This is a genomic window from Microvirga sp. BSC39, assembly GCF_000739015.1.
In the GTDB taxonomy this organism is placed as follows: Bacteria; Pseudomonadota; Alphaproteobacteria; order Rhizobiales; family Beijerinckiaceae; genus Microvirga.
The window spans coordinates 1-15,415 of the sequence record NZ_JPUG01000074.1 but is presented as its reverse complement, the minus strand read 5'-3'; the positions used below and the strand labels follow the sequence as shown (position 1 = coordinate 15,415).

Here is a 15,415-nt window from a genome sequence, read left to right as displayed (position 1 = left end):
GCCTGATTGTACTTCGCAGAAGTAAATCGAACGTCAGCTTTAGGCAGGAACTCCGGACCTTCGTTGGGGCTGGAGCGTGGTCGCGGTTTGAGCCTCAGGCAACCATCCTGAGTGAATTGCGGCGCATTACAGACCACCGACCATGGATGCTTTGTCACTGCCCTCAACCATTGCGGCAAGCTCTTGCGCCAGCACACTCGCGGTAGGACTTGTATCCAGTAGTGCCTGCCAGCGCTCGGAGCTCTCCATCTTGAGGAGCCGCGCACTGCGGAGAGCTCCTGAGTGATCGCCAGCGCGCAGCCGGTCCTCAATGTTCTCCACCATGCAGTCGAGGAAGATGTCGGTGAGCTGCCTCAGGCCATGATGGTAGGCCGCTTCAGCGTTGGGGTTGCCCTCAACCTGCGGCCATTGGCGCGCATAGACGGCGCGGATGCTGTGCAGCATCCGCTCGCCGTCCCGTGAGGAACTCGTGCTGTAGCGGCGGTAGCGGGTGACCGCGGGCGCCTGGTAGCAGCAGGCTGTGAACCGGTGAGCCACCCGCAGATAGAAGTCGAGGTCGTCAGCGCCCCATGGATCCTGAAAGCCGGCAACCGCCTCCACCGCCTCGCGCCGGAACATCACCGACGAGGGTGGGATGATGTACCAGTCGAAACGGAGCAGAGGCAGATAGATATCAGCCTGTGGCGGGGGTGGAGATACAGGCCATGGTACCGGCTCACCCTCAAACGTCATCTCCTCGCGAGGACCTACCGCAAACCCGGCATCAGGACGCCTCCCCAGGGCTTCAAGCCCGGCCGTAAGAGCACAGGGGAGCAGGATATCGTCCGCATCAAGGAAGACCAGATAGCCCCCCCGGCTCCGGGCGATCCCGGTGTTGCGGGCGACTGCTGGGCCCGCATTGTCCTGCCGCACGACGAGGACTACTGGCGTCCATTTACTTTGGGACAGGGCCGACGCCGGGCTACTGCATCAGCCCTAATTCCCAGGCCCAACAGCGCCTGAAGGTGAGGCTTCAGGATAGTCTTCCTCGCCAAGCGGATGGGTCAATCCATCTCAAGGCCAAGGCTTGGGCGATCAAGGCGATTGTTACTTAACAGCATCTAACGCAAGATCAGATACGAGCCATGGAGATCCCGCTCACGAGGATCAAACCCGCAAGGACAATGAATCCGACATAGATGGCGGGGAAGCCATCACGCCTATGGTGGGCGATCCCAGTCTTGACGCCGTTCCTCCACCGATGGAATGTTTCCTGACGCCGCGCCCAAGCAAGCTGTGCTGGCGTCAGGGGCGTGCCGGACGCCTCCTCACAGGTGCCCAGCATGGCCATGCCTGGATCGAACACCTCTGTTTTGTCGCCGCTCGCACCACTGTCTATGTCGGCCTTGAGCATGGCGGCGGTGGGGCTATCCGAATCCGGCGGCTGATCGATGGGATTGATCGTATGGGTCGGAGGGATGTCGGACTTGGTCATGGAATGCTCCCGACAGGGTGGAGAGGAGCAGGGCGGTAGGCTCCCACGCGCCAGTGATGTCCGACAACCCGTCCGCTATGGGAGGGTTCCGATAGGCATTGTCCTCAGCCTCCTGGAAGCTGATGGGGCAGCCAAAAATGGATCCATCGCTTGATCTTCAGCGGCGACGCGGGCGGGCGCTTCCAGATTGCCACCTGCCTGCCAGCACGGACGGAGATGCAATGTGCGCTAGAACGCGTAACGAACTCCGCAATAGGGGAGCTTGTCCGCCAACAAATCCTGAAAGCGCGTGAGCCACTTCTTCTTCCAAGCCGCTTTGTAGCGCAGGTTCAGCATGCCACCCTCGGAACGCTTCACTTCCTGCAGGTCGGGACGCCAGAGGAGATCCTCGGCCTTCGGATGCCAGCGCAGGTTCACCTTGTGCAGCTGCTCATTGTGCGTGAGGAAGATGATCTCGGCGCGGAGCTGCTCCTTGGCTTGGGGCGAGAGCACGTCATCGATCTGCTCGAACAGCGGCTGATAGTCCTGCTCCCAGCCCTCGTACACGATAACGGGCGAGAAGTTCAGGTGGACCTCGTACCCAGCCTGCACGAAGTCGTTCACAGCCGCGATGCGCTCCGTGACAGGCGAGGTGCGCACATCGACGACCTTGGCGATCTTCTCCGGCATGAGCGAGAAGCGGATGCGGGTCTTGCCCTGAGGATCATAGGACAGCAGGTCTTGGTTCACGTACTTGGTCGCAAACGAGCCTTTCGCGTTTGGCAGGCGCCGGAACAGGCCGACAAGATCACGAACATTGTCGCAGATGGAGGCATCGACCGAGAGATCGCCATTCTCGCCGATGTCGTAGACCCAGTGCTGAGGATCGATCTGGTCGGGGGCGGGAAGGGTGTCCTGCCGTGCCGCATGTCGCTCGATAGCCGCACATGCTTCCTCAATGTTGACAAAGATCGAGATTGGGTTGGCATAGCCTTTGCGACGCGGAACATAGCAGTATGCGCAGGCCATGGCACAGCCGTTCGATGTCGAGGGAGCGATGAAGTGGGCGCTGCGGCCGTTCGGACGCATCGTGAGCCCCTTCTTGACGCCAAGCACCAAGTTGCTTCGCTTGATCCTGAGCCAGTCCTCAGCATTGCCCTCGTTGCCGTGCAGGGACGGGATCTTCCAGTGCGAGTCGACGTAGCGGCGCTCGGCATCCGGGTACTTGGCCAGGATTTCCTGGCTGCGCGCATAGGTTTCTGCCGCCGGTTCAAGGTAGATCTGCTCTATATCGATTAACTGCTTCGGGAGGGCCATACAAGGTTCCAACAGTCCGCCCGCCCAATGCGCTGGGCATCGGTTCAATGCGGAGTATCTTGAGAGGATTGCTAACTTATATAGTCATTCGCAGGCAGGATTTCAGCCTGTCAGGCTGCAAGATATGAAGGCTAAGCACCTCCATCGGGCTCGATCTCCACCCGGTGTGCTCGTGGATCCAGAGCACGTCGGCTGCACTGAAGCGGATCTCGTCATGCTCCAGAACAAGCCGCCGGCGGACCGGCTCGGGAAGGACCTTCCAGGTATCCACCCAGCGCGCGGCACTGTCCTGCCGGTCGCCATAGGTGCCGCCCACATGGATCACCAGCACCGCTTCCTGGCCGAGCTCCATGAGGTCCAGGATCTCAGCTGGGACAGTAGATCCCAAATCCCTTTCTCCACCAGCTTCGGGTCTGGGCTGTTCAGCACCACGAAATGCGAGGGATGGAAGGAAAGACGGATGTCCAGGCGCTTGGCTTTTGCCCCGAAAGCCTGCAGCTCGGCGGCGCTGTTCCGCACCATGCCGTGAAACTGCGGCACGTCGGGTGCGTGGCATAGGTAGCGATGTCCGACGACATCCGGTACATCCGAGTGTGATGCCGGTCCAGGTAGTCGAGGGTGGAGTCCAGGTACTCCGGCGAGACCTTCAGATGAGGGTTACTGCCCGAGCCCCGGGCATCGTTGCTTCTGAGGTCCGGCTGGCCCATGACCTTGACCGGGAAGCCGAGACGAGGGGGCCGGGTGCTCATGGCTGCACCATCAGGTCGGGTCCGAAGCCGAGCTTCTCGACGAACACATTCCATGCCTCGGGGCGCAGCGCACCGCCTGTCGCCTGCCTGTGGCCGCTGCCGTAGCTCTCGTCAGCTCCTGGTGGAGCGTTGTCCCTAAGAAAGGCGATGAGATCCAGATCAAGGGCTGTGCGGGCGGCAAAGTGGATCCAGCCTGGCCGGTAGCCCGTGTTGACCGCAAGAACGATGTTGTTCCTGAGCCGGCCACGCCAGGCTTGTGCCACCAGCGGGTGGATCTGACAGGGCGAGTTGAAGCAGATCAGCGCCACATTGCCCTCCACCTTCGGGGGCACACGCTTGGCAGCCTCAAGCTCCCGTTTGACTTCATCGCGAGCCCCTTGGAGCAGAGCCGTCTCCGGGTGCTCGCCATAAAGGATCTCCTTGGGGCCACCAGCCTTCATGAGGAGGTCAAGAGCAGGCTTTGCGTCGCCGCTGGCACTGCGTCGCGGCGCATTGAGCAGCGCGATTGCCTCCCGCAGGGCTGTGATCCCGTAGCGCTTACGCGCGTCCTCCATTTCCTCGAAGCCCGCCTTCTCGGCCATGTCGCCGATGATGCCAAGCGCAGAGATCCAGAGCAGATCGTCAACCTCGGCCAAAGCGGCGGCGCACCAGTAAGCCAGCAGGCTGGATGTCGGCACCGGGTTCATGTGGAACCCTGAGATTACGGTTGCCGATCCCGGAGTGCCGGTTGGAACATGATGGTCGATCACCACGGTCTCGGTTCCCGGCAGGATATCGCCCTCGCGCACTCCCAGATCAGCAACGATCAGGCCACCGACCAAAGCATAAGATAGTTCGGTGCGCATTGCCTCCGACCAGGGGTTCTCGCCCCGGCCCAATATCCGAACCTGACGGGGGCGAGCCTGCTGAGCGAGCACCCGCGCCAGGAGGGCGCTGGCCGAGAGGCCGTCCGCATCGTTGTGCCCGAGGATCAGCACAGGGGCATCGGCCCTGAACCTGCCAACCGCCTCGCGGAAGGTTTGCTGAACAGCTGGAATCAGGTTTTCGGCAGTCACGGCATCTCATCCGCAAAGGGACACCTACTCCAACGAGCAGTGTGGGCCGGAGTTCGTTCCCATTGAGATCGCCCCTGCCTCGGCCTTAAACTCAAGCGGCGGGTCTTCCTGCATTCGCGCCGTGCACTCATGGTGAGCCTCCATCGTGTCCTAGGGGTTGCTCCGGAACATCCAGTTCAGGCCTGGATTGGTAAAGCGGCGAGTTCTGGAGACCTCCCATGGGCACGTATCACCGGCACGGCGTCGAGAGCACGGCCGCCGTCTTTCGTCACCCAATCCATCCGATGCTGATCCCATTCCCGATAGCATCCCTGATCGGCGCTCTGGTGACCGACATAGCGTTCCGAGTCACCAACAACGTATTCTGGGCAGATGTGTCCTTCTGGCTGCTTCTGGCTGGCATTGTCACTGGTGCGGTTACGGCCATACCGGGTATGCTTCCTCCATCGACCGGGTGCGCGGCCTCACAAGCGCTTGGGTCCATGCCGGCGGCAATGTCGTTGCCCTGCCCCTTGCCATCATCAACCTGAGCTGCGCTGGAGCGATCCGGTGGCAGGGGTGCAGGGCTGGGGCTTGGCTCTATCGTTGGTCACGGTTGCCTTGCTGGGGGGTAACGGGCCGGCTAGGCGGTGAGCTGTCCTACCGGCATCGGATTGGCACCATCAACGACGAGAGCGGGGTCGCCGACGACCACAGTGTAGAGGTTGCGCGTGCTGAGAAACGGCGGGTTGCGAACAAAACACGCTGACCATTCCCAAGCTTCTACGTACATTTGGTCCGTGGCTGAGGTTGCTCCATGACGCGATTAGAAATCGTCGGCGGCATCGGTGCCGGCAAGACAACGCTTGCCCGTGTTCCGGCTGAGGCTTGGAGCTCGCACGTGGTGCACGAGGACGTGCTCAACGTCCCCTTCTTTAGCAAGTTCTACGCGGCTCCTCAGGTCTACGGTTTTGAGAAGAACATCAGCTTCCTTCTCTCGCATGCCGATCTCATCCGGGATGCCGCAGGCAAGGGCGAGGACTTGATTGTCTGTGACTTCGCCCTCTTCCAGGATTTGTCCTACTCGGACATCGGCTGCTCGCCGGCTGATGCAGATGCTATAGAGGCTGTCTATCATCGTCTTATCGATCGTGTGGGTTATCCTACGCTTGTGGTTCATCTGCGATGCACCCCTGATACCCAGCTACAGCGGATCGCACTCCGCGGCAGGAGCCAGGAAACAGGGATTGAACGTGCCTATCTCGTTGATCTGTGTGCAGCCATCGACCGGCGGCTGGAACAGCTGCGATCAGAGGCTCCCGGCTTGACCGTGGTCGAGATCGACACGGATGAGGTGGACTTCGCCACAAATCCTGCGGCAGCCCATACACTGGCAGGAGAGCTCATCGCTTCCATGGGAAGTGCGGCCCAGCTGCTCCCTGGCCATGCAGGCGCAGCGGGAAGGCAGGCCTGAGCATTTCCTGCCGATTGCTGTGTTACCGGCGTGCTCTGCTTGCTGCAGCAAGCCCAAGTGCCAAGCCGCTGAGGATCGCCGCTGTTGCCACCGGGTACATCTGAGCTTGCAGATAGGGGCTGTTCTTGAGAACAACCGGGTACCCCAGGCTGCTGCGCTCGGTTCCATCCTCGCGGGGGCTATAGAGATTGTCCCGGCGCGCGGGGACCCCCGGTTTTTGAGTTTCCTGTGCCCAATAGCCAACTGCCTCCATCAGCCGGTCGGTAAAGCGCGGGAACAGCCTGCCCATCAGCGTAGCCATCTTGCCGCCAAAGCCGACGGTCAGCACGCGCCGAGGGGTCTGACAGGCAAAGAGGATCGCTTTCGCCACGAGGGTAGGGGAGTAGATCGGGGGCGGAACCTGAATGCCGGTCCTGAGGTAATTGCGTGCATGCTCGGGAAAAGGCGTGTCGATGGAACTCGGCTTGATGTGGGTGATGGAGACAGGCGCGCCTTCCCGCTCAAGCTCCATGCGGAGTCCGGTCGTGAAGGCCCGGACCGCGTGCTTGGTTGCGCAGTAGGGGCCCTGAAGAACAACGGTTCGCTCGCCCAGCACGCTGCCGATGTTGATAATGGCTCCACCCCGTCGGCGGAGATGCTTGGCCGCTTCGAGGGAGCCATACACCACGCCCCAGTAGTTGACCTCAAAGACCCGGCGGTGGTCCTCCAGTGTGACTTTGTCCAGCTCACCGGCTGTTCCGACCGACGCATTGTTCACCCAGCTGTCGAAGCCACCAAAGCGGTCAATAGCCGCTCGGACGATGCGCTCATGGTCCTCCCGCCGGCTGACATCAGCGGCAACATAGTCAACGCGGGCACCATCCGCCTGCAGCTCCTCTGCAATCCGGCGCAAAGCGTCCTCGTTGCGGGAAACAAGCAGCACACCGGCTCCCGCTCTTGCAGCCATGCGCGCGGTGACCAAGCCGATGCCGCTGGATGCGCCAGTGATCACGATCACCTGCTGGTGGAGGGGCTTCAAGTCGGGACTGCTCATCGCCTGCCTACCGGGATTGCACGTGAGATGAGCACCAACGCGCCGCGAACACTTCAGTTCAGGATGCGTGCATGCCTGGATGGAGCTATCGGCAAGCACTTTCCTGTAACCCGGAGCCCATATTGCACCTGGCCCGTGGTCGACCGAGGCAGGAGGAACCCAGCAGAAGACAGTCTGTTGTTGTTGCAATCACCCCGGGAGGAGCACGTTCATGGTAACGGATGTCCGTTCGATCTATGTCACAGCATTGCGCAACACTCATGCGATGGAGCAGCAAGGCCTGCAGCAGATGGAGGTTCAGGTCTCACGCTTGGAGAGATATCCGGACTACGCGGCGCTCCTTCAGCGTCATATCGAAACCACACGCCAGCAGCTGGCTCGCCTCGAACAGGCTCTTCAATCCGCAGGCGAGAGCATCTCCAGCATCAAGGAAGCCGTCACCACGGTGGCCGGCACCGTCGGTGCGACCGTGCACGGACTGTTTCAGGACGAGACGCTCAAGAACCTCTATGCCGGCTACGCGTATCAGTATGAGCAGATTGGAGCCTATCGCTCCCTGATCACCATCGCAGAAAGTGCCGGCGAGACGGCGCACATCTCCGCATTCCAACAGTCGGTCCAGGAGGAGGAGCAGGCCGCTCAGGAGGTCGCCGGCATCATCGAACCCGTCACCCGCCGCTATGTGGAGTTAACCACGAGCGGGGATAAGGCTGACCGCTAACCGAGCGGCTCTCATTCACCATGAGTTTGCAGTCGTGCCGCCGCCCATGAAGGCAGCGGCACGCATTCCTCCTTTCCGTCCGGCAAGGCTTCAGTAGTAGCGTAGGTCCGTAGCCTTGCCCCAGAAGATCCGATAGGCGAAGGCCGAGTAGGCAACGATGATCGGGAGCACCACCAGTGCACCAACGAAAATGATCATCAGTGACTCCGGTGCAGCAGCCGCTTGCCACACGGTCAGCTTGTCTGGAACGACATACGGGAAGAAGCTGTAGGCAAGGCCATGGAAGCCTAACATGAAGATGCCCACGGCCCCGACAAATGGCAGCCAGCAAAAGCGATCCGAACGCGTAGGCAGGTGCCGCAGCACAACGCCGAGCGCCCCGAAAAGGGCAGCGGTCACCAGTGGAACAGGAGCAAGCAGAACGAAGTTCGGCAGGCTGAACCAGTTGTCCCAGATGCGCTCCGAAACAAGGGGCGTGACAATGGAGACCGCCGCCATGCCGATCCCTGAAAGAACAAGGGTGCCGCGCGCCCAAGCCACCGCCCGCCGCTGCAGCTCGCCTTCCGTCTTCATGATGAGCCACGTCGACCCGAGGAAGCTGTACCCGGCAACTAGGCAGAGAGCCGTGAGGATTGCAAAGGACACGTTGGCGGCGGTGCGCTCCAACCCGACGATATAGAGACCGAGCATGTAACCCTGCATGAGGGCAGCCAACGTGGAACCCGCTACAAAGGCACGGTCCCACCAAGCCTTGTGACCCACAGCCGACTTAGCCCGGAACTCGAAGGCGACGCCACGCAAGATAAGGCCCAGCAGCAGGCCTGCAACCGGAAGGTAGAGTTCCCCCAGGATTGCGCCGTGAGCTTGCGGGAAGGCGACAAGGAGCAGGCCGACGGCGAGCACGAGCCAGGTTTCGTTGGCGTCCCAGAACGGGCCAATCGAGGCGATCATCCGGTCTCGGTGCTCTCCTTGCATTGTTCCGCTGAGAATGCCCACGCCAAGGTCATACCCGTCGAGCACCACGTAGAGAAGGACCGCCAAGCCCATTAGGCCCGCAAAGGCCACGGGGAGCCAGGTGGCAGGAGTAAGATCCATAATCATGTTCCTTTACAGAGCGGCGGCCACGGCCTCGCCTGCAGCCGTTGCGCCTCCCGCGCGGACGGGCTCGGCAGGGTTGTGGTCGGCGGGAGCGGCGGACTTGCGCGCAAGGTAGAAGATCGTCGCAATGTAGGCGGCTAGGAGTCCCGCGTAGACGAGCAGGTAGCCGATCAGCGTCGAGGCGATCATGGGCGCTGCGACGCTGGACGCAGCCTGCTTTGCCGTGAGCACGCCTGTCACGAGCCAGGGCTGACGGCCGATTTCGGTGACGTACCAGCCGGACAGGGTGGCAATCCAGCCGGCAAAGGTCATCGCGACGAGGACCCATGCGACGTGGCGGTGAACCTCGCCGCTGCGGCGCAACTGCCAGGCTGCAAGCCACGAAGTGGCGAGCATGAGCAGACCGATGCCGACCATGGTCCGGAAGGCGAAGAACACGGGCGCGACGGGCGGACGGTGCTCGAAGCTGTTGAGGCCCTTTACCTCGCCCTGCCAATCGTGCGTCAGGTAGAACGAGGCGATGTTCGGGATCGCGATCTCGAACCGGTTGGACTTCGTTGCCTCGTCCGGCAGGCCGAAGACCACCATGGGTGCGCCCTTGCGGGTCTCCCAAATGCCCTCCATGGCGGCGATCTTGGCCGGCTGGTGCTCCAGCGTGTTGAGGCCGTGCATGTCGCCGACGAAGATCTGAACCGGAATCAGGGCCGCTGCCAGGAAAACACCTGTGCGCAGGCCCGCCATGACGCCCGGCGAGCGGTCGCGCCGCAGCCAGCGGAAGGCGGAAACGCCGGCCACGAGGAAGGCGGCCGTGAGACCGGAGGCCAGCAGCATATGCGTCAGGCGGTAAGGCATGGACGGGTTGAACACGATGGCCCACCAGTCGGTGGCGTGAGCCACCCCATCGCGAATCTCGAAGCCGGCCGGCGTCTGCATCCACGAGTTCAGGACCAGGATCCAGAACGCCGAGATGGTGGTGCCGACCGCCACCAGAACCGTCGCAAGCGTGTGAACACGATTCGAGACCCGGTTCCAGCCGAACAGCATAATTCCCAGGAAGCCTGCCTCCAGAAAGAACGCGGTCAGGATCTCGTAGGCCAGCAGCGGGCCGGCGATGTTGCCGACCGTGTTCATGAACCCTGGCCAGTTGGTGCCGAACTGGAACGACATGGTGATGCCGGACACCACGCCGAGCGCAAAGCTGAGGGCGAAGATCTTCACCCAGAACTTGTAGGCGTCCATCCAGGCGGCATTGCCTGTGCGGTTGAAGCGCAGCTTGAAGAACAGCAGCACCCAGCCGAGCGCAATGGTGATCGTCGGAAAGAGGATGTGGAAGGAGATGTTCGCGGCGAACTGGATGCGCGCGAGAAGGAGAGGGTCGTCCATGGTATCTATTTGTCCTTGCCGCTGGAGCGGCGGTTCTTGGCGCCCGAGGTCGGAAAGAGGCGGTCCTTGACGTCCAGGATCTTCTGGACCTTCGTGCCGAGTTTCAGGAGCTGCACGAGACGCTCCGTCTCAAGGTGCTGCATGTCGGCGTACCAGTCGGTGAGGAGCTCAAAGAGATCATGCATCTCCCGCATCCGCACCTGCGCATGGCGCTCCTCGGAGTTCGTTGACTCCTGCATCAGGACTTCGCGAAGCAGGGTCAGGGTTGGGTCGATCTCGCGCTTCTTGCGCTCCTCGACCAGGGTGCGGACGATCTGCCAGATGTCGTCGGGCGTGGAGAAGTAGTCGCGCCGGTCCCCCGGCTTGTGCTGGAGGCGCACCAGGTTCCAGGATTGGAGCTCCTTCAGGCCCATGCTGACGTTGGAGCGCGAGACGCCAAGCCGCTCGACGATATCCTCGGCGTTCAGCGGCTCCCTGGAGAGATACAGCAGGGCATAGATCTGGCCGACGGTGCGGTTGATCCCCCAGCGCGACCCCATCTCGCCGAAGTGCAGCACAAAGGTTTGGATGAGAGGCGGAAGGTTCATGCCAGTTCCGTAATTTCAGTATTTTCTGAAATATCGGGCATCAAGCCTTCGGTAACAAGGGGCAGGATGCCGCGGCTGAGCAAGTCTGCTCCGGTATGGAGATTGAAGCCAACGATTAAACCGGAACTCGGAAAACCCCACAAGATGCGGTTCCGCAGGGAGTTCGCTCGGCCCAGTACTGCTTATTGGCCAAAGACCTTGAGAAGGATCGTCCGGCACCCTGCAGCACATGTCTCAATCTGCGACGACGGAATGGGCCAGAACACGAGGAACACCGACGTGAGCCTCTTGTTGACGTAGCACGCGGGCGTATGGCCTGTGGTTAACAGAGGTGCCGTGATGCAAGTCGACAACCTTGAAACCCTCTACACGGCGTGTATTGCCAAGCTCAGAAGCGCCGAGCAGCAAGGATTGCAGGCCTACGACATGATGCTGCAAAAGGCGCGGCATCCAGATCTGCGCCAAGCGCTTGAACAGCATCGCACCGAAACCGAGCAGCAGATCCAACGCTTGGAGCAGATCATCCAGCGCTCCGGTGGCGCGACCATGCAGGTTGAAGACGAGATCATGCCGGCTATCCTGCGCGAGAACCAGAAGATGCAATCAATGATTGGCAGTGACGAGCTCTCGGATGTGTCGCTGATTGCCGGTGCGCAGATTGGTGAGCACTACGAGATTGCAGCCTATGGCACCGCGGCGGCGCATGCCAAGCTGCTCGGACGCCAGGAAGACCTGCAGCTTCTTCTGCAAACGCTGGAGGAGGAGAAGCGCACGGACGTGCTGCTGACCCAGATCGCGGAGCGCTTAGTCAATCAACAATCTCAAGCATAAACCCCCTACTACCTCCTACGCGGCGGTACGCGCACCGCCGCGTATGCCCGCTCACCAAGCACAGCCAACCAGAACATCACGAACTTTCAACTGACGAGATCCGCTGCCACGGCATGCGGGCGGAGGGCTTGGGATTTGCTGCCAGGATCATCATCATCTCGGCTATGTTCTCGGGCGTGACCAGCCCTACAAGGCGAAGCTGGCTGTTGGTCACACCAATGGCAGGCAAGCGGTCTTTCTGCATCAGGCGCATGGCATCCTCAAGCGGCAGACGGTGGTGAAGGGCTGGGATGTCGGAGCGCATCACCTCCACCACAGGAGTCTCCGGCCCGCGCTCCCGCAGGGCGCGGATCATGTCGTCACGAGTGAGCACACCGCGCAGCTGACCCGCACCGTCAACCACCGGGAACTCATGCTGGGTGGTTTTGATCAGGCACTGCACCGCGTCATCGACATGACTGCGGGGCGTCAGGGTCTCAAACCGGGTGATCATGGCATCGGACACCAAGACGCCACGTGACACCTGACGCATCTGGACCGCATGGGCTTCCGAGGCCGCCCCCATATAGACGAAAACCGCAATGAAGATTAGAAGCGGGCTGCCCATGAGGCCGAGCAGGCCAAGTCCGAAGGCCACCACTTGCCCAACCGTGGCGGCAATCTGTGTGCCCCGGCTGTAGCCGAGACGGTAGGCCAGAACGGCGCGGAGCACGCGTCCGCCGTCCATCGGGAAGGCAGGAATGAGGTTGAAGACTGCCAGAAAGATGTTCACCGAGGCGAGGCGTGCGAGCAAGCTTACCCCTGAGTTCTGCACTTCCATGCTTTCCCGCGGCAGGACACCTCCAAGCACCAAGTACAGGACGGCAGCAATCACGAGATTGACCGCAGGCCCAGCCAGGGCGACGATCAACTCCTGAGAGGGCTCCTCGGGAATGCGCTCCAGCCGAGCGACGCCGCCAATCGGCAGGAGGGTGATGTCTGGGGTCTGTACGCCATAGCGTCTGGCCGCCAGAACATGGCCGAACTCGTGCAGCAGGACGCACAGGAAGAGCAGAAGAATGAAGATAACGCCCTGGAGGGCTGCATCGCGTCCACCCTGTGCATAGTGCGTTACAGCGATCCAGACGAGAAAGAGAAGAAAGGTGAAGTGCACACGGATGACGGTGCCCTTCACAGAGCTGATGGGAAGGGACCAGCCCATATTCTCTCCTTCCAAGGTGTCCCTGATGTAGGAACGTCTGATGTCAGGGACAGGTTCTCAAGCATTGTGGCGACCCGCTCCACACCAGACCGGCTTCATTCTGCTCGATGTAAATCACTGGTCGAGCATTGGCTCGGTTGAGGCGAGCGACCGTTTCGGTCAGTTGTTCACGCAGAGTCGGCTTTCCCATACAGGGCATTCCCAGTGGTTCTTCGGGCAGGTCGTTTTCATTACTTATCGACTAGGAGCCCCATCCTATAGGCATCCGAGCTTATGACCGAACAGCTCCGCTCAATCCAATCGGTGGTGATTTCATGTAAATCCCGATCCGCCAGAAGGACACATGACATGGCCACAAGTCGGCCCAGCACTAGAAGTGCTCCGCACCCCCACCTGGGCCCTGATCCATGGCAATGGCACCATGATCCAGGACTTCACCGTCAGCGGGCTCGTGGACCGTCTGGCAACCCGCTACAGGGTGATTGTGTTCGACCGTCCCGGGTACGGCTACAGCAGCAGGCCCCGTCAGCTCTGGACCCCACGAACCCACGCAAAGCTCTTCCAGAACGCGCTAGGGCAGCTCGGCGTCGAGCAGGCGGTTGTCCTCGGCCATTCCTGGGGAACCTTGGTCGCAGTGGCCCTTGCCCTTGAGTGCCCGTCGCTCGTCCGCAGCCTCGTGCTTGAACGACCGGACGATTAGCCGTCAGGAAATCGAGGCGGCATCCTCAAGGCGCTGAAGCAGAACCTACTCACGCCCGAGCTAGTGGCAGAGTTCACCCGCGCCTATCAGGAAGAGATGAATCGCCTGACTAAGGAGGCAAGCGGCAGGGCCGCGGAGGTCGAGACGAAGCTCGTGGCCGCCCGACGCAAGATCGACCGCATCGTGCGAGCGATCGAGGACGGGCTGTATCAGTCGTCCATGAAGGCCCGGCTGACCGAACTCGAAGGCCAGAAGGCGAGCCTCGCGGCTCAGCGAACGTCGGGATCGATCGCCCCGAACATCTCGGTGCATCCGAACCTTGCGGCCGTGTACCGCAAGAAAGTCGAGGCGCTGGAGAGCCTGCTTGAGGACGCGGCGCACAAGGATGAGGCGATGGAGCTCATTCGGTCGTTGATCGAGAAGATCGTGCTGACGCCGAGCGAGGGCGGGGGTGTCGAGGCCATCCTGCACGGTGACCTCGCGAGCATTCTGTGCCTGTGCTCTGCGGGCGCGCCTTTTTTCTGGGTGTGGGGACATGCCGAAGCCCCCGGAGTGGTGTTCTCACGGGGGCTTGTGTGTTGGTTGCGGGGACAGGATTTGAACCTGTGACCTTCAGGTTATGAGCCTGACGAGCTACCGGGCTGCTCCACCCCGCGCCACTCATGGCCTTCAAAGCAGGGCTTTGAAGGCGAAGGGGAGATACGCAAAAGCGCGGCGTTCTGCTGGAACGACCGCGCTTGTGTTGTCAGAGACTGTAAAGAGGCGTTGTGTTTGTCCTTGGCAGGCCCGGCAATGACCTACTCTCCCGGGTCTTGAGACACAGTACCATCGGCGCTGAGGAGTTTAACGGCCGAGTTCGAGATGGGATCGGGTTCTTTAGCTCCTCGCTCAAATCACCGGACCGGCGAAGGACAAACAGCAGGCAAGGGAGCCTCAGGGCTCCACCTTCGAACTTCGCAGCTCCAAGGTCAAAGTCTTTCTCGTCAAAGTTGGCGCCCCGGACCCGTCAGGGTCCGCAAGGCCGACCGGCCGCCCATGCTCGTGCATGGAACAGCCAAGGGAACGGACGTTCCCGCCGGCGTCTGAGGCCAACTTAAAGATCATGATCCATTCGCTTTCAGCGAACATGGATCATGAGAGCAATCAAGCCAATCGAGCGATTAGTACCAGTCAGCTCAACGCGTCACCGCGCTTACACATCTGGCCTATCAACGTGGTCGTCTTCCACGGCTCTGATAGGGAGCACTCGTTTCGAGGTGGGTTTCCCGCTTAGATGCCTTCAGCGGTTATCCCGTCCGTACATAGCTATGCTGCACTGCGGCTGGCGCCACAACAGCTCCACCAGAGGTACGTCCATCCCGGTCCTCTCGTACTAGGGACAGATCCTCTCAATACTCCTACACCCACGGCAGATAGGGACCGAACTGTCTCACGACGTTCTGAACCCAGCTCACGTACCACTTTAATCGGCGAACAGCCGAACCCTTGGGACCTTCTCCAGCCCCAGGATGTGATGAGCCGACATCGAGGTGCCAAACCTCCCCGTCGATATGGACTCTTGGGGGAGATCAGCCTGTTATCCCCGGCGTACCTTTTATCCGTTGAGCGATGGCCCACCCACGCGGGACCACCGGATCACTATGGCCGTCTTTCGACTCTGCTCGACGTGTCAGTCTCGCAGTCAAGCGGGCTTATGCCATTGCACTCAGCGAGCGATTTCCGACCGCTCTGAGCCCACCTTCGCGCGCCTCCGTTACTCTTTGGGAGGCGACCGCCCCAGTCAAACTGCCTACCATGCGCTGTCCCGGACCCGGATAACGGATCGCGGTTAGAC

General features: G+C 61.2%; 16 protein-coding genes, 1 tRNA gene, 2 rRNA genes and 1 pseudogene. 6 read left to right on the top strand and 14 right to left on the bottom strand.

Going from position 1 to position 15,415, the window contains the following annotated elements; genetic code table 11:
• Window positions 1–126 precede the first annotated feature (126 nt).
• From MA07_RS29115 to MA07_RS20450, 6 genes are all read right to left on the bottom strand, one after another.
• The gene (locus MA07_RS29115) at window positions 127–912 is read right to left on the bottom strand and encodes a glycosyltransferase family 2 protein (protein WP_160195464.1); all 786 of its coding nucleotides are present in this window, start codon (window positions 910–912) and stop codon (window positions 127–129) included.
• A gap of 199 nt (window positions 913–1,111) precedes the next feature.
• Window positions 1,112–1,474 (bottom strand): hypothetical protein, encoded by a 363-nt coding sequence (locus MA07_RS20465; protein WP_036356060.1) that lies wholly within the window; start codon window positions 1,472–1,474, stop codon window positions 1,112–1,114.
• A 228-nt stretch (window positions 1,475–1,702) separates the two neighbouring features.
• Window positions 1,703–2,770, bottom strand: a complete 1,068-nt coding sequence (locus MA07_RS20460; protein ID WP_036356057.1) for a spore photoproduct lyase family protein — start codon at window positions 2,768–2,770, stop codon at window positions 1,703–1,705.
• Between the two features lie 76 nt (window positions 2,771–2,846).
• Window positions 2,847–3,158, bottom strand: a complete 312-nt coding sequence (locus MA07_RS29110) for a hypothetical protein (protein ID WP_052003378.1) — start codon at window positions 3,156–3,158, stop codon at window positions 2,847–2,849.
• Window positions 3,092–3,292 (bottom strand): hypothetical protein, encoded by a 201-nt coding sequence (locus tag MA07_RS31235; RefSeq protein WP_280114250.1) that lies wholly within the window; start codon window positions 3,290–3,292, stop codon window positions 3,092–3,094. The genes MA07_RS29110 and MA07_RS31235 overlap by 67 nt, the downstream gene beginning before the upstream one ends.
• Window positions 3,293–3,515: 223 nt before the next feature.
• A complete protein-coding gene (locus MA07_RS20450) occupies window positions 3,516–4,574 on the bottom strand; it encodes a phosphoesterase (protein ID WP_244445313.1) in 1,059 nt (352 codons plus the stop codon).
• 218 nt (window positions 4,575–4,792) lie between these two features.
• On the opposite strand from MA07_RS20450, the gene MA07_RS31330 reads away from it, so the two are divergent.
• Together MA07_RS31330 and MA07_RS20440 are read left to right on the top strand one after the other, a co-directional pair.
• Complete coding sequence (locus tag MA07_RS31330) at window positions 4,793–5,104, top strand: DUF2231 domain-containing protein (protein ID WP_348270414.1); 312 nt, start codon at window positions 4,793–4,795, stop codon at window positions 5,102–5,104.
• A gap of 266 nt (window positions 5,105–5,370) precedes the next feature.
• Complete coding sequence (locus MA07_RS20440; protein ID WP_036356055.1) at window positions 5,371–6,027, top strand: deoxynucleoside kinase; 657 nt, start codon at window positions 5,371–5,373, stop codon at window positions 6,025–6,027.
• A 22-nt stretch (window positions 6,028–6,049) separates the two neighbouring features.
• On the opposite strand, the gene MA07_RS20435 is transcribed toward MA07_RS20440, so the two are convergent.
• A complete protein-coding gene (locus MA07_RS20435; protein ID WP_244445312.1) occupies window positions 6,050–7,045 on the bottom strand; it encodes an SDR family oxidoreductase in 996 nt (331 codons plus the stop codon).
• Between the two features lie 226 nt (window positions 7,046–7,271).
• Between MA07_RS20435 and MA07_RS20430 the strand changes: the two genes are divergently transcribed.
• A complete protein-coding gene (locus MA07_RS20430; protein ID WP_036356050.1) occupies window positions 7,272–7,781 on the top strand; it encodes a ferritin-like domain-containing protein in 510 nt (169 codons plus the stop codon).
• Between the two features lie 90 nt (window positions 7,782–7,871).
• Here the strand turns inward: MA07_RS20430 and MA07_RS20425 are convergent, their stop codons facing one another.
• From MA07_RS20425 to MA07_RS20415, 3 genes are read right to left on the bottom strand one after another with little or no spacing between them, the layout of a single operon-like run.
• Window positions 7,872–8,876 carry a cytochrome d ubiquinol oxidase subunit II gene (locus tag MA07_RS20425; RefSeq protein WP_081929086.1) on the bottom strand — a complete coding sequence of 335 codons (1,005 nt, stop codon included), beginning with the start codon at window positions 8,874–8,876 and terminating at the stop codon, window positions 7,872–7,874.
• A 12-nt stretch (window positions 8,877–8,888) separates the two neighbouring features.
• Window positions 8,889–10,262: a cytochrome ubiquinol oxidase subunit I gene (locus MA07_RS20420; protein WP_052003377.1), complete on the bottom strand. Its 1,374-nt coding sequence runs from the start codon at window positions 10,260–10,262 to the stop codon at window positions 8,889–8,891.
• Between the two features lie 5 nt (window positions 10,263–10,267).
• The gene (locus MA07_RS20415; protein ID WP_036356045.1) at window positions 10,268–10,849 is read right to left on the bottom strand and encodes a GbsR/MarR family transcriptional regulator; all 582 of its coding nucleotides are present in this window, start codon (window positions 10,847–10,849) and stop codon (window positions 10,268–10,270) included.
• Window positions 10,850–11,188: 339 nt separating this feature from the next.
• On the opposite strand from MA07_RS20415, the gene MA07_RS20410 reads away from it, so the two are divergent.
• The gene (locus tag MA07_RS20410; RefSeq protein WP_036356043.1) at window positions 11,189–11,680 is read left to right on the top strand and encodes a DUF892 family protein; all 492 of its coding nucleotides are present in this window, start codon (window positions 11,189–11,191) and stop codon (window positions 11,678–11,680) included.
• Window positions 11,681–11,756: 76 nt separating this feature from the next.
• Here the strand turns inward: MA07_RS20410 and MA07_RS20405 are convergent, their stop codons facing one another.
• The gene (locus MA07_RS20405) at window positions 11,757–12,881 is read right to left on the bottom strand and encodes a site-2 protease family protein (RefSeq protein ID WP_036356040.1); all 1,125 of its coding nucleotides are present in this window, start codon (window positions 12,879–12,881) and stop codon (window positions 11,757–11,759) included.
• 343 nt (window positions 12,882–13,224) lie between these two features.
• Here MA07_RS20405 and MA07_RS20400 point away from each other — a divergent pair.
• Both MA07_RS20400 and MA07_RS29105 read left to right on the top strand, forming a co-directional pair.
• Window positions 13,225–13,563 (top strand): annotated as a pseudogene (locus MA07_RS20400) (alpha/beta fold hydrolase); the annotation flags it as partial.
• Between the two features lie 114 nt (window positions 13,564–13,677).
• On the top strand, window positions 13,678–14,190 hold the full coding sequence (locus MA07_RS29105; RefSeq protein ID WP_152568952.1) for a hypothetical protein: 513 nt from the start codon (window positions 13,678–13,680) through the stop codon (window positions 14,188–14,190).
• On the opposite strand, the gene MA07_RS20390 is transcribed toward MA07_RS29105, so the two are convergent.
• The 3 genes from MA07_RS20390 to MA07_RS20375 form a co-directional block, all read right to left on the bottom strand.
• A tRNA-Met gene (locus tag MA07_RS20390) sits at window positions 14,161–14,237 on the bottom strand. The genes MA07_RS29105 and MA07_RS20390 overlap by 30 nt on opposite strands.
• 128 nt (window positions 14,238–14,365) lie before the next feature.
• Window positions 14,366–14,482, bottom strand: a 5S ribosomal RNA gene (gene rrf, locus MA07_RS20385).
• 238 nt (window positions 14,483–14,720) lie between these two features.
• Window positions 14,721–15,415: ribosomal RNA gene (locus MA07_RS20375) — 23S ribosomal RNA — on the bottom strand; the annotation flags it as partial.